The sequence below is a fragment of the Pectobacterium versatile genome, from assembly GCF_020166435.1.
Classification (GTDB): domain Bacteria; phylum Pseudomonadota; class Gammaproteobacteria; order Enterobacterales; family Enterobacteriaceae; genus Pectobacterium; species Pectobacterium versatile.
Window position 1 is genome coordinate 21,446 of the sequence record NZ_JAINZP010000005.1, and the last position, 13,616, is coordinate 35,061.

Sequence of the window (13,616 nt, forward strand, 5' to 3'; positions counted from 1 at the left end):
CCTCGAAATGTCGGGACCAGTAGTGATTAAATTAACGATTGGGTTTCAGGGAAACCAAAACGAATGTTCATGCATTGCACAGCCTGTGCCGCCGCGCCTTTCAGCAGGTTATCTTCGGTTGCCACCACGATCAGGTGCTCACCATCAACAGAGAAACCGATATCGCAGAACGGCAGGCCGACAACGGATTTCAGCGCCGGAACGCCCTTATCGTACAGGCGAACCAGCGGCTTATCGTGATAAGCGTTGTGATAAGCCTCAGCGATATCCTGCTGGGTGACGCCCGGTTGCAGGCGACAGGTGATAGTTTCCAGAATACCGCGAGCGAAGTTGCCCAAATGCGGTGTGAAGATCACTGGCGTGCCGAGGTGCGTTGAAATTTCAGGTTCATGGCGGTGATTGAAAATACCGTACGGTTGCAGGCTGACTTCACAGAAGCTGCTGGTCAGCGACGCTTTACGCCCCGCCCCACTCACGCCGCTCACGGCATTAATCACCGGCCACTGTGCCGGGTTCAGCAGTTGCGCATCCAGAAGCGGCTTCAGCGCCAGCTGCGCAGCCGTTGGATAACAGCCTGGCACGGCAACCAGCTGCGCCTGTTTTACGCTTTCCGCACGCCATTCGGCCAGCCCGTAAACCGCTTTTGCCAGCCAGTCAGGGTGCTGATGCTCAAAGCCATAGTAACGACGATAAAATTCGGCATCCTGTACGCGGAACGCGCCGGACAAATCAAAAACGGTGCAGCCTGCCGCCAGAAAAACAGGGGCCAGATCGTGGCTGACTTTGTGGTCGGTCGCCAGAAAAACGACATCCACGCCTTTCGCCGCTTCTTCCGCATCGGTCAGCGGTTTTACCGGAACATCGATGATGCCTTTGAGCTGCGGATGTAAATCAGAAATCAATTTTCCTGCATCGACACTTTGCGCAGAAACCATCAAAGCGGTTATGTTCATCTGTGGGTGACGGTTCAGGTAGAGCGCAAGCTCAGCACCGGTATAACCACTTGCACCAACAATCAGCGTATTCAGCATGGGATCCGTATACCTTTTACTTATCTATGGAACAGGTAACAGGGCTCACCAGCGTCGGTACGCTGTTCACCCGCGAAACTCAGTGAAAGTGACGAATCGTCATCGCCGTACCTTTGGGTTTCCTTTCGCCGAGCATTATTGTATTTTTATTCAAAATAAATGCATGAATATTGATACTATTCTAACCAGAGGCTGTCAACAGTGAAGATGAATTTACCCCCTTTTATTGAGCTATATCGGGCATTGATAGCCACACCGTCCATCAGTGCCACCGACAGCGCGCTCGATCAAAGTAATCATACCTTAATCAACCTGCTGGCCGGCTGGTTCGGCGATCTCGGCTTCCATGTGGAAGTCCAACCAGTCCCCGGCACCCTCAATAAATTTAATATGCTGGCGCGGATTGGTGAAGGAAAAGGTGGCTTATTGTTGGCAGGCCACACCGACACCGTCCCGTTCGACGACGGTCGCTGGACGCGCGACCCGTTCACGCTGACCGAACACGACAACAAACTGTACGGCCTGGGTACGGCGGATATGAAAGGCTTCTTTGCCTTTATTCTGGATGCGTTGCGCGATATCGATCCGACTAAGCTGACGAAACCGCTCTACGTACTGGCAACGGCGGATGAAGAGACGACGATGGCCGGCGCCAAGTATTTCTCCGAATCCACACAGATTCGCCCGGACTGCGCCATTATCGGCGAACCGACCTCGCTGCAACCGGTGCGTGCCCACAAGGGCCATATGTCCAACGCGATCCGCATTCAGGGGCAGTCTGGCCACTCCAGCGATCCGTCGCGCGGCGTGAACGCGATTGAGCTGATGCACGAAGCCATTTCTCATCTGCTGGTATTGCGTAACACGCTACAGGAACGCTATCACAATCCGATTTTCCACATTCCTCACCCGACTATGAACCTCGGACACATTCACGGCGGCGATGCCGCTAACCGTATCTGCGGCTGCTGTGAACTGCATATGGATATCCGTCCGCTGCCGGGCATTACGCTCAACGATCTGGACGGACTGCTGTCAGAAGCGCTTGAGCCTGTCAGCCAGCGCTGGCCGGGCAGGTTGACCATCAGCGAGCTGCATCCTCCGATTCCTGGCTATGAGTGCCCACCAGACCACCGTCTGGTGTCCGTCGTGGAGAAGCTGCTGGGGACGAAAACGGAAATCGTGAACTACTGTACCGAAGCACCGTTTATTCAGACACTGTGCCCGACGCTGGTTCTGGGACCGGGATCGATCGAACAGGCGCACCAACCGGATGAATATATCGATACCGCGTTTATCAAACCGACACGGGAACTGATTTCGCAGGTTATTCATCACTTCTGCCACCACTGATCCGACGAAAGCGGCCTTGCCAGCCATGCTGGCAGGGTCATTTTGAGACAGAGAATGAAAAAGAAAGATTTCATCGCACAGGATCTACTGAGCAAAATCTATCAGCACACCGATCCGCTGCCAGAAAAGCTGCCGCCGGAACGCCAGTTGGCGGAAGAATACGGCGTGTCGCGCTTCACCATTCGTCAGGCATTGGAAAAACTCGCCAGCATCGGCGCGATCCATATGGTGCAAGGCTCCGGTAACTTCATCAATCAGGGCGTACGCAGCAACCCGCTGGTGTATAATTCGATTACCGAAAAGAAATTTAATCAGATTTCATTCCGCCTGCTTAGCCTGCATAAGCGATTGCCGAATCGTGAAGAACAGCAGGTTTTTGCGATCAGCGAAAATACGTTCATCTGGGAATTCAGCCGATTACGTTATGTCGATAACCGTAAGGTGCAGATTGAGATATCGAAGATGCCCGCTGCGGATTTCCCAGACATGAGCCAGAAGATTATTGAAAGCTCTATTCAGCAGTATGTGCTCAGCAAGGGCTACGCGATTTCACACTACCTGACACATTATCAGGCGGTTAACGTCACTAAAGCACAGGCTGAGCTACTGGGCTGCAAGAAAGGCACGGCGGCGATGCACATTCTTAATCGCGGTATTTTACAGGGTGGTCGCGTGTACGAATCGAGCGATATCATTGATATCAACTACGCCTGCACCTACGTCATCCCCTTCAACCGCGATAATCTGAATTTCCGCCAGTCGCCTTAATGCTTCACTCAGGGCGTATGCATCGTGCCATCCGGCAGGCGGCTCTGCGTCCACTCGTGCGGACGATAGACAACGGGAAACTGCCGCGCCGCGTCCAGATCGATACCCACGCCAATACCGGGACGTTCAATCGGATACAGATAGCCCTTCTCTGGTTCCACCGCCTGCGGGAAGACCTTGCGGGTATTTTCCGGGTAAGCGACAAATTCCTGAATCGCGGCGTTATGCAGGTGGATATTGAGGTGAATGTTGACCGCCGCACCGATCGGCGTCATATCCGGCGGGCAATGCCACGCGAGACGAACGCCAAAGTTCTGACAGAACGCACCCAGTTTCAGCGCTGGCGTAATCCCGCCAATCTGTGAGACATGGCAGCGGATGAAATCAACCTGACGATTAATCACCAGATTCTGCCACTCGGCGGGGTTATTAAACAGCTCCCCGGTCGCCAGCGGCACCGCGCTCTGGCTGCGGATCTGCGCCAGCCACTCATTTTGCGCAGGCGGCAAAATGTCTTCGATGAAATAGGGACGATAAACTTCTACCGCTTTGGCAAACTGCACGGCCTGATTCGGGAACAGACGCTCATGGACATCATGCAGGATGTGGAAACGATCGCCGTATTTCTCGCGCAGCGCACGGAACATGGCGAGCGTATTGGCCATGTACTGATCCTGATCGTAATAGGCTCCCTCCGTTGGCTGCCGCGTGCTGTGCAGCGCATCGGGATTACCTCCATAGAATCCTAGCTGGCAGCGGATATGACGATAGCCCTGCGCATACAGCCGATCCACTTCCTGATACAGCCCGTCCAGCGTATCACTGGCAGCATGGCTGTAAGCGGCAATGGCATCGCGAGATTTCCCACCAAACAGGTGATAAAGCGGCATATCCGCCAGCTTACCTTTGATATCCCACAACGCCATATCAACGCCCGCCACCGCATTGTTGATAACCGGACCGTTACGCCAATAAGCGTTGACCATCATCATGTGCCACAGATCTTCAATGTGGTTAGCATCTCGTCCTAGCAGAAGCGGTTTGAGGTACTCGTCCACCATCGCTTTGACGGCCAGCGGGCGCTGCTGGAAGGTCGCACATCCATAACCCGTCACGCCTTTATCCGTGTGAACCACCACCGTCACTAAATTATGGCGGTCGGGGCGGGTAACAAGACATTCAATGTCAGTAATGATTGTCGGCAACACAAAAATATCCTCCAGAGCATTTACCGGAATAGCCTTACCCGGCAAAAACACAGTCTAAAATCAGTTTCTTTTTTTGTTTTCTACTTATTTTTTCTTTTATTGTAAACCTATTATTTAAAAGATTTATTTTGGTTTGAAAAAGCCATTAAATTGATTAAAAAACCAGACCAATTATCAAATAATGGCAACAAAAAGCCCCTTATAGACTAACCATGTGACGAGCTTCATGTTTTATTGGTTTGTTTTTTCTTCTTTAAGTTTTTACTATCGGTGGAAATAATTCGGCCAAAAATAACATAAGTCGATATCCTAAATAATTCGAATTTCAGGAAGGCGGCAAGCGAAGGAATCCCGATGAGCTTACTCAAGTAAGTGATTCGGGTGACTGAACGAAGCCAACGTACATGCAATTTGAATTATGACAGATATATGCGGGGAGTTTATTTCATGGGAAAAAATGACGTTATTCAGTCAATCATTAAACTGGTTGGCGGAAGCGAAAATATTAATAAAGCCTGGCACTGCATGACGCGGCTTCGGTTTGATTTAATTGATGAAAGTAAAGTGCAAACTGAAGCCATCAAAAGCCTGCCAGGCATATTAGGTGCCCAACACCAGAGTGAACAGTTTCAGATTATTATCGGGCCGCAGGTCAATGAGTATTACGAACTGCTGAACGCCCAGCTTTCCTCCACAACGCTTTCGCCTACAGCGACATCGCAGCCAGACGTGCAGAAGCAGAAAAAGGGGCTGGTTTCGCTGTTCATGGATACGGTTTCCGGCGTATTTGGTCCGATCGTGCCTGCCATCGCGGGTGCCGGTATGATCAAAGGGCTGCTGGCAGGGCTGATCGCCTTGAAAGTGGTCTCTGCCAAAACCGATACCGTGATCGTCCTCGACCTGATCGCCAGCGGTGTATTCTATTTCCTCCCGTTCTTCCTCGCCGTCTCGGCTGCCAAGATATTTAAAACGAACGAATATCTAGCGGCGGCCGTTGCAGCCTGCCTGATGTATCCGTCGTTGATGGAAGCCGCAAAGGCCTTAGCCAGCCACAGTCCTGATGCGGTCAGTGCATTTTACTTTATGGGCATGCTGCCCATTTCGGTATTCAACTACTCCGCCAGCGTCATCCCGGTGATTTTCTCCGTGCTGGCACTAAGCTATATCCACCGCTGGGTCGATCGCATTATGCCTTCGGTGCTGAAAACTGTGTTTACCCCAACGCTGACACTGTTTATCGCCGCGCTGGTGTCGCTCACGGTGATCGGGCCATTTGGTATCTACCTCGGTAAGCTGCTGGCTCTGTTTATCCAGAGCCTGTTCGATCTGTCCGCGGTCTTCGCGGGTTTTGTGGTCGGTGCGATCCGCCCTGTCGCCATCCTGACTGGCATGCATCACGCCATGACGCCCATTGCGCTACAAAACTTCTCCGACCAAGGTTTTGATATGCTGATGCCGATGATGTGTATGGCCAATATGGCGATTGCAGGTTCCACGTTTGCCATCTACTTCCATGCCAAAAACCGTCAGGATAAGTCCGTCGTACTGTCTGCCGGAGTGTCCGCGTTGCTCGGTATTACGGAACCGGCGCTGTTCGGCGTGCTGACGAAGTACAAAAAAGCGTTTATCGCCGCCACCGTCGCCAGTTCTATCGCTTCAGCCTTTATCGCGTTCTTCGGTGTCCGGCTGTATGGCTATATTTTGTCGAGTATTTTCAGCCTGCCAGCCTATATTGGCCCGTACTTTAGCTATGCCGTCTCTGGCATGGCTATCGCCATCGTGCTTTCTTTTACGCTGACTTATATTCTGGTCGTCAGAGCTTCTAAACAGTCGTAACCGCGCTCGCGGGGCCGCTGAGCCCCGCGACGTTCCCCTGCTAATAAGTCCCTCTAATATCCGCGCCTCTGTAATTAAATTTCACAAATTGCCAAGCCCGCCTCAATGCAAGTACAAAGAATAAGGAGAAGAAAGAATCGTCAATTGACGAACCCGCCTTATCGTGGCTAGATGGAGGCAGTGCGTCAAAATATGTCAAGTGAAATAAACTTACAAAAATGGTAGGGATGGGTCAGGGTAACTATGAACGAACAATATTCCGCAATGCGCAGTAACGTCAGTATGCTCGGCAAGCTTCTCGGCGATACCATCAAAGAAGCACTGGGTGAAAACATCCTTGATAAAGTCGAAACAATCCGCAAGTTGTCAAAGTCTTCCCGCGCAGGTAATGAAAAACATCGTCAGGAGTTGCTGACTACGCTGCAAAACCTGTCTAACGATGAACTGTTGCCCGTTGCCCGCGCATTCAGCCAGTTCCTTAACCTGACCAATACCGCTGAGCAATATCATACGATTTCACCGCACGGTGAAGCCGCGAGTAACCCGGCACAGCTTTCCCACGCGTTTGAGCGCCTGAAAGAAAGCAAAGATCTGACCGAACGCGATATCCGTGACGCCGTAGAATCCTTGTCGATCGAGCTGGTGCTGACCGCACACCCGACCGAAATTACCCGCCGGACGCTGATCCACAAGCTGGTAGAAGTGAATACCTGCCTCAAGCAGCTTGACCACAACGATCTGGCTGATTATGAGCGCAATCAGATCATGCGCCGCCTGCGCCAGCTGATTGCGCAGTCCTGGCATACCGATGAAATCCGTAAAATTCGTCCTACCCCAGTAGATGAAGCCAAATGGGGCTTCGCCGTGGTGGAAAACAGCCTGTGGGAAGGCGTACCTGCATTTTTACGCGAGCTGGATGAACAGCTGGAACAGGCTTTCGGCTATCGTCTGCCCGTTGATGCGGTTCCGGTGCGCTTCACCTCCTGGATGGGTGGCGACCGCGACGGTAACCCGAACGTCACGGCGGAAGTCACTCGCCACGTGCTGTTACTCAGCCGCTGGAAAGCCGCCGATCTGTTCCTGCGTGATATTCAGGTGCTGGTTTCCGAGCTGTCGATGTCCGAGTGTACACCGGAACTGCTGGAGCTGGCTGGTGGCAGCGAGGTACAAGAACCGTACCGCGCCATCATGAAGTCACTGCGTTCGCAGTTGAGCAGTACACTGAGCTATCTGGAAGCGCGTCTGACAGGTGAAGAGCGTCTGCCGCCTAAAGATCTGCTGATTACCAACGAACAGCTGTGGGAACCACTCCACGCCTGCTACCAATCGCTGAAAACCTGCGGCATGGGCATCATCGCCGATGGTCGCCTGCTGGATACGCTGCGTCGCGTACGTTGCTTCGGTGTGCCTTTGGTACGCATCGATGTCCGTCAGGAAAGCACCCGCCACACCGAAGCGCTGGCCGAGATTACCCGTTATCTGGGCCTAGGCGACTACGAAAGCTGGTCAGAGTCCGATAAGCAGGCCTTCCTGATCCGTGAACTCAGCTCTAAGCGCCCGCTCCTGCCGCGTTATTGGGAGCCGAGCGCGGATACCAAAGAAGTGCTGGATACCTGTCGTGTCGTCGCCAAAGCGCCAATCGGTTCAGTCGCAGCCTATGTCATTTCAATGGCACGCACGCCTTCCGACGTGCTGGCCGTCCACCTGCTGCTCAAAGAAGCCGGTTGCCCGTTTGCATTGCCGGTCGCGCCGCTGTTTGAAACGCTGGACGACCTGAACAACGCTGATGATGTCATGACGCAATTGCTGAGCATCGACTGGTATCGCGGCTTTATTCAGGGCAAGCAGATGGTCATGATCGGCTATTCCGACTCTGCGAAAGATGCGGGCGTGATGGCTGCTTCTTGGGCGCAGTACCGTGCACAGGACGCGCTGATCAAAACCTGTGAGAAAGCGGGTATCGCACTGACGCTGTTCCACGGACGCGGTGGTTCTATCGGTCGCGGTGGTGCACCGGCTCACGCAGCGCTGTTGTCACAACCGCCGGGTAGCCTGAAAGGTGGCCTGCGCGTGACGGAACAGGGCGAGATGATCCGCTTTAAATACGGTCTGCCGGAAGTCACCATCAGCAGCCTGGCGTTGTATACCGGTGCGATTCTGGAAGCAAACCTACTGCCGCCGCCGGAACCAAAACAGGAATGGCACGAGGTGATGGACGATCTTTCTCGCGTGTCCTGCGAGATGTACCGTGGCTACGTGCGTGAGAACCCGGATTTCGTCCCTTACTTCCGTGCCGCGACGCCGGAGTTGGAGTTGGGTAAATTGCCGCTGGGTTCACGTCCGGCCAAACGCCGTCCGAACGGCGGTGTAGAAAGCCTGCGCGCTATCCCGTGGATTTTCGCCTGGACGCAGAACCGCCTAATGCTGCCAGCATGGCTAGGTGCAGGTGCTGCATTGCAGAAAGTGGTGGATGACGGTAAGCAGGAACAGTTAGAAGCCATGTGCCGCGACTGGCCGTTCTTCTCGACGCGTATTGGCATGCTGGAGATGGTGTTCGCCAAAGCCGACCTCTGGCTGGCGGAGTATTACGATCAGCGTCTGGTAGAAGAGAAACTGTGGCCGTTAGGGAAACAGCTGCGCGGTCAGTTGGCCGCCGACATCAAGGTGGTGCTGACTATCTCCAACGACGATCACCTGATGGCTGACCTGCCGTGGATCGCCGAGTCTATCGCCCTGCGTAACGTCTACACCGATCCTCTGAACGTGTTGCAGGCCGAGCTGTTGCACCGCTCACGTCAGCAGGAACAACCGGATGCCGATCTGGAACTGGCGCTGATGGTTACCATTGCTGGCGTCGCCGCGGGTATGCGTAATACGGGCTAATCACGCAGACAGCAAAAGCCGATCATACAAGGCTTATATTGCGACCACGAAGCGAGAGCGCCTACAGAATCTCGCTTCGTGTCTCTCTGACCCATCACATTTTTACAACCAATCAATCTGGAATAAGTGGCTAATACGTGGGCAAAGTATCACGAAAAATGCCCCCGATTATATTATTATTCATTGTTATCCAATAATTAATCTTTATCACCTCGTTTTGCTGAAAGAAAAGAATTACAAAAATCGCTTTTCCAACCGATAGCAACTCGTTTATTTAATATATTCTCCTATACTCTAAATTAACATTTATTGGATATAAGAATAAATAATACTTCCGAAGAAAAAAATGAACGGTAACCAAAAAATGAAAATTAATGATGCCAATTATTCTATTAAAGAAACAAGTACTGCATGGGGTGTTGATTTTAATAATTCAAACTCATTAAATGAAATATTAAAAAAAATAAAAAAAATATCAACTGAAGCAGTGGAAACAACAACACCAGGATCTAATTACAACTCTCTTCTTCGTGTTACAGGAAAAATAACCCAGCCAGCGGCTAATGGGCATTTACTTCTAAACCCAAAAGGGGTTGACTTAAGAATCATCCCTGGGAAAATAAAAGAAATTTCTATAGAAAAAAAATCGGCAGATAACTACGATATAAATTTCCTGAATGAAAATAAAGATAACGTACTTAAAATTAATTTAACATCAAAAGAGAATATTAGGGAAGAGTCCCTTGAAGTAACATCAAAGCAAGGTAAGCTAAAAGAGATAGATAAAGGTAAAAGCATTGAATCCTTATGGCGTAACTTGGCTGATATTCATCATTTTTACCCAATGCTAGAGCAATTCGGAATGAGTAAACTTGAAGCATTCAAGGCGGTACCTGACGACTTGGCCTGTCAGGTAGATCCAAGTAGCCTGTGGTCTGTTTTAGCCTCATTACAGAGAGAAAAAGAGCGATCCATGATTTTTGTCGATAACGACTCCGTCGTTCAGATCTATACTGGCACCATTAATAAAATCGTCGAGCTTAAAAACAAAGGTAAACTCGTCGTGCATGGAGAAACAGAGGAGGGCCAACGTGCAATATTTAAAATAACGACCAGTAATCTTGGGGAGGCATGGGTCGTTAATAAAATGTCAGAGCAAGGTTATATCACTAGCTTAGAAATTTTCGATAAAAATGAGAGCCATATCGCTCAGTTTTATGGCATGAGAACTGAAGGTTCAAAGCAGAGCGAAAAATGGGTTGAGTTAATAAAAAGGTTACCTAAAATCATCTAGCAACTTATGAGAAAAAATATGCAGAAGCACTTATAATAATAGTCCTGTTGCTCGTTCTCACTAAGCGATAATCAGAGAGAAACCTGCGGTAAAAGACCACCTCCCTGAACTGCCCCCAAGGAGGTGGTTTATAAGGCTGGCAATTAAACTATCCCTATACGAGGTAGCAGCCTTACGCCAGATATTTATCCTGCAAATAATGCCGTGCACGATTATCCAGACCGTATTCCACTTCAAGCCAGCTATCAATCGAACCATGTCGTTCGTAGATGGCCTGCAACGCCGTCACGATGAACTCTTCCTGCACCGACAGCACATAAGAGAACTGTCCCAGCGCTTTCTCATTCAACGTTGCCGACAGATGTGTCAGTAGCTGCTGGCGGAAGGGCGTCAGCGTCGTCTCGGTGAGCAGGTAATCTTCCATCACCGTCTGTTCATCCGCACCCAGCGCAAACATCACCAGCGCCGAACCGATACCCGTGCGGTCTTTACCCACAGCGCAGTGCTGTACCAGCCCGCCCTCATCCGGCCGTAATAGCAGCGATACCAGTTGTTTATAGGCCGAATTATTGAAAGGCAGACGGCGGTAGAGTTCTAACATAAACGCACGGGAATCAAACGCTGCCAGCACATCGGATCCCAATGAATCCAGATTAGCCGTCACTTCGTGGCGTAATGGATTGGCCGGATAGGCGTGATAATGGGCTCCAGTCCACAATATGTCAGGCTTCTGCGTAATTTCATCAGCATCCCGATAGTCCACCACATGGGAAATAGGTACGCCAGCAAGATGCTCACAGTCAGCCTGACTCAGCAGATCCAGCGAGCCGGAGCGAAAAAGTTTACCGTGTCGAATAAGCCGCCCGTCAGCAGCACGGTTACCGCCTAAATCGCGGAAGTTGATTCCGCCGTCCAGCGGTAATAAAGAGGGATGAAGCAACGTTGGTTCGGTCATACATCTCCTTGCGAGGTTGAAAGGCGAGCAAGGCAACCGTATTACACGCGCTAAGCACGGTACAGGTTAACCCAATGAACCTGAAGAGGCTATCAGGATACGGGCTGGCATCGATAATGACCAGCCCAAAATACCATCAATTTTTTGTGCTTACTCAGCGGCTAACAAACGGCGAGTCGCGTCCAGCAACACCTTGATGACGGTGGTTTCGGCCAGTTTCATGGTCGCTGCATCCGGGATTTCCTGCTGGGTACGGTTCACGATCACACCCGCGATCATACCCGCTTTCAGCCCCTGACTGGCGCACATGGTCAGCAACGTAGCGGATTCCATTTCATAGTTCAGCACGCCCATGCTCTGCCATTCTTCCATCGAGCCGCGGAAGCGACGGACAACGCGTCCAGAGAAGGTGTCATAGCGTTCCTGACCAGGGTAGAACGTATCGGAAGACGCCGTAATGCCCACGTGCAGCGCCGCACCCGAGGCCTTCGCTGCTTCCACCAATGCGGTGGTACAGCCGAAATCAGCAACGGCTGGGAATTCCATTGGCGCGAAGTGCAGGCTCGCCCCGTCAAGACGGACGGCGGCGGTGGTCACTAGCACATCACCGACGTTGATGCCGGACTGTATCGCCCCCGTGGTACCGACGCGCAGGAAAGTCCGGATGCCGAGTTGTGCCAATTCTTCTACCGCGATTGACGTTGACGGGCCGCCAATGCCGGTCGAGCAAACAATCACTGCCTTGCCGTCCAACTCTGCACGCCAGGACGTAAATTCACGGTGTGATGCCAGATGTACCGGGTTATCCATCAGGCGAGCAATTTTTTCAACACGCTCAGGATCGCCGGGGACGATAGCCAGCGTCGCGCCCTGTAAATCGTTCTTGACCAGACCAAGATGGAACACATCAGATGTAGACATAACTGCCTCCCAGGCAATCAATTGGGTATCCAGAGAAATCGCGCCGGACGCCTCATCTATGCTGCCTTTCGCAGCCAGTCAGCGTCCGTTCAATAAAAAGACTCTAGCGCATCATTACGTTTTTTTAAGTGACGGCAGTCACCGATGAAAAAGAAACAAACATCAACATACATAAAAAATGTGACTAAAATCACTAATTGTCAGATAAAGACGTCATTTTTGCCGATTAATTGTCTTCTAGTGTAGATTCTTTAATCATTGATAGTATTTATCATGGATATTCTGAAATCCCTCTTTCCATGAAAATCGGCCGATAATAGGAGAGCGCGTAATGAAGACTGATGAACAGACGACCTTCACACATCTTCCCCAAGGGCTATCCCCAGCCGTGGAACCGCAGACCTCTTCCATCATTACGACAGATTCTGCCGGTATCGTTGCCAGTGAAACCACTATTCCTTCTCAGGGTGAGCAGCTACCCGCGTATATCGCCAGACCGGCAAACCACGACGGGCTGCTCCCTATCGTTCTGGTGGTGCAGGAGATTTTCGGCGTTCATCAACACATTCAGGACGTTTGCCGCAGGCTGGCCAAGCAGGGCTACATGGCCATTGCGCCAGAGCTGTATTTTCGTCAGGGCGACCCCAGCCACTATAACGACATTCAGCAAATCCTGACCGCGTTGGTTTACAAGGTGCCTGATACGCAGGTGCTGTCCGACCTCGATCGTACCGCCAACTGGGCGATTAAACAGGGTGGCGATGCCAGTAAGCTGGCGATAACGGGTTTCTGTTGGGGCGGACGCATCACCTGGCTCTACGCCGCGCACAACCCACAGCTCAAGGCGGCCGTTGCCTGGTACGGCAAATGTACGGGTGAGAAAACGCTGAATAGCCCCAAGCATCCGGTCGATATCGCCACGGAATTAGCAGCACCCGTGTTGGGATTATATGGCGCGAAAGATGAGAGTATCCCTCTGGAGAGAGTGGATATCATGAGGCAAGCACTGCGTGCGGCCAATGCGGCGGCAGATATTATCGTTTACCCCGACGCCGGGCATGCTTTCCACGCTGATTACCGCCCTAGTTACCATGAAGAATCCGCACAAGACGGCTGGCAACGTATGCTGGCATGGTTTGAACGTTATGACATTAAATAATAAGGAAGTGGCGATAGCCACACGGCTTAGCTAAATATCGGACCTGCACATCATAATCAAATACTGCGATTCTCATTATTATTCGACTGGTAAGCGTTACTTTCAGGAAAGTATCGCGAACTGCCTACTGATAAGATCAGTGGAAGATGCATTTGCCAAGAGCAGCATCAATTTTAAAGCAAAGGCGCAGCAAGAATGTCACAGCGCC

Annotated in this window: 10 protein-coding genes; 6 read left to right on the forward strand and 4 right to left on the reverse strand. The window is 51.4% G+C overall.

Annotated features, from left to right (window positions below; all coding sequences use genetic code 11):
* Positions 1 to 26: 26 nt before the first annotated feature.
* Entirely contained in the window at positions 27 to 1,031 is a 1,005-nt protein-coding gene (gene argC / locus K7X24_RS08030; RefSeq protein WP_010298635.1) for an N-acetyl-gamma-glutamyl-phosphate reductase, read from the reverse strand.
* 201 nt (positions 1,032 to 1,232) lie between these two features.
* Here argC and argE point away from each other — a divergent pair, with 201 nt between their 5' ends.
* Together argE and K7X24_RS08040 are read left to right on the forward strand one after the other, a co-directional pair.
* Entirely contained in the window at positions 1,233 to 2,384 is a 1,152-nt protein-coding gene (gene argE / locus K7X24_RS08035; RefSeq protein ID WP_130587448.1) for an acetylornithine deacetylase, read from the forward strand.
* A gap of 54 nt (positions 2,385 to 2,438) precedes the next feature.
* Positions 2,439 to 3,152, forward strand: coding sequence for a GntR family transcriptional regulator (locus tag K7X24_RS08040; protein WP_039474643.1), 714 nt, complete (start codon positions 2,439 to 2,441; stop codon positions 3,150 to 3,152).
* An 8-nt stretch (positions 3,153 to 3,160) separates the two neighbouring features.
* Here the strand turns inward: K7X24_RS08040 and K7X24_RS08045 are convergent, their stop codons facing one another.
* Positions 3,161 to 4,360 carry a starvation-sensing protein RspA gene (locus tag K7X24_RS08045; RefSeq protein ID WP_100018533.1) on the reverse strand — a complete coding sequence of 400 codons (1,200 nt, stop codon included), beginning with the start codon at positions 4,358 to 4,360 and terminating at the stop codon, positions 3,161 to 3,163.
* Positions 4,361 to 4,807: 447 nt separating this feature from the next.
* On the opposite strand from K7X24_RS08045, the gene K7X24_RS08050 reads away from it, so the two are divergent.
* From K7X24_RS08050 to K7X24_RS08060, 3 genes are all read left to right on the forward strand, one after another.
* Positions 4,808 to 6,196 carry a PTS transporter subunit EIIC gene (locus tag K7X24_RS08050; RefSeq protein ID WP_224554157.1) on the forward strand — a complete coding sequence of 463 codons (1,389 nt, stop codon included), beginning with the start codon at positions 4,808 to 4,810 and terminating at the stop codon, positions 6,194 to 6,196.
* 243 nt (positions 6,197 to 6,439) lie between these two features.
* The gene (gene ppc / locus K7X24_RS08055; protein WP_224554159.1) at positions 6,440 to 9,079 is read left to right on the forward strand and encodes a phosphoenolpyruvate carboxylase; all 2,640 of its coding nucleotides are present in this window, start codon (positions 6,440 to 6,442) and stop codon (positions 9,077 to 9,079) included.
* 346 nt (positions 9,080 to 9,425) lie between these two features.
* On the forward strand, positions 9,426 to 10,373 hold the full coding sequence (locus K7X24_RS08060; RefSeq protein WP_224554161.1) for a ChuX/HutX family heme-like substrate-binding protein: 948 nt from the start codon (positions 9,426 to 9,428) through the stop codon (positions 10,371 to 10,373).
* Positions 10,374 to 10,545: 172 nt separating this feature from the next.
* Here the strand turns inward: K7X24_RS08060 and K7X24_RS08065 are convergent, their stop codons facing one another.
* Positions 10,546 to 11,328 carry a tyrosine-protein phosphatase gene (locus K7X24_RS08065; RefSeq protein WP_224554164.1) on the reverse strand — a complete coding sequence of 261 codons (783 nt, stop codon included), beginning with the start codon at positions 11,326 to 11,328 and terminating at the stop codon, positions 10,546 to 10,548.
* A 150-nt stretch (positions 11,329 to 11,478) separates the two neighbouring features.
* Positions 11,479 to 12,249, reverse strand: a complete 771-nt coding sequence (gene udp / locus K7X24_RS08070) for a uridine phosphorylase (protein WP_010283777.1) — start codon at positions 12,247 to 12,249, stop codon at positions 11,479 to 11,481.
* Between the two features lie 331 nt (positions 12,250 to 12,580).
* Between udp and K7X24_RS08075 the strand changes: the two genes are divergently transcribed.
* A complete protein-coding gene (locus K7X24_RS08075; protein WP_224554166.1) occupies positions 12,581 to 13,408 on the forward strand; it encodes a dienelactone hydrolase family protein in 828 nt (275 codons plus the stop codon).
* Positions 13,409 to 13,616 lie beyond the last annotated feature (208 nt).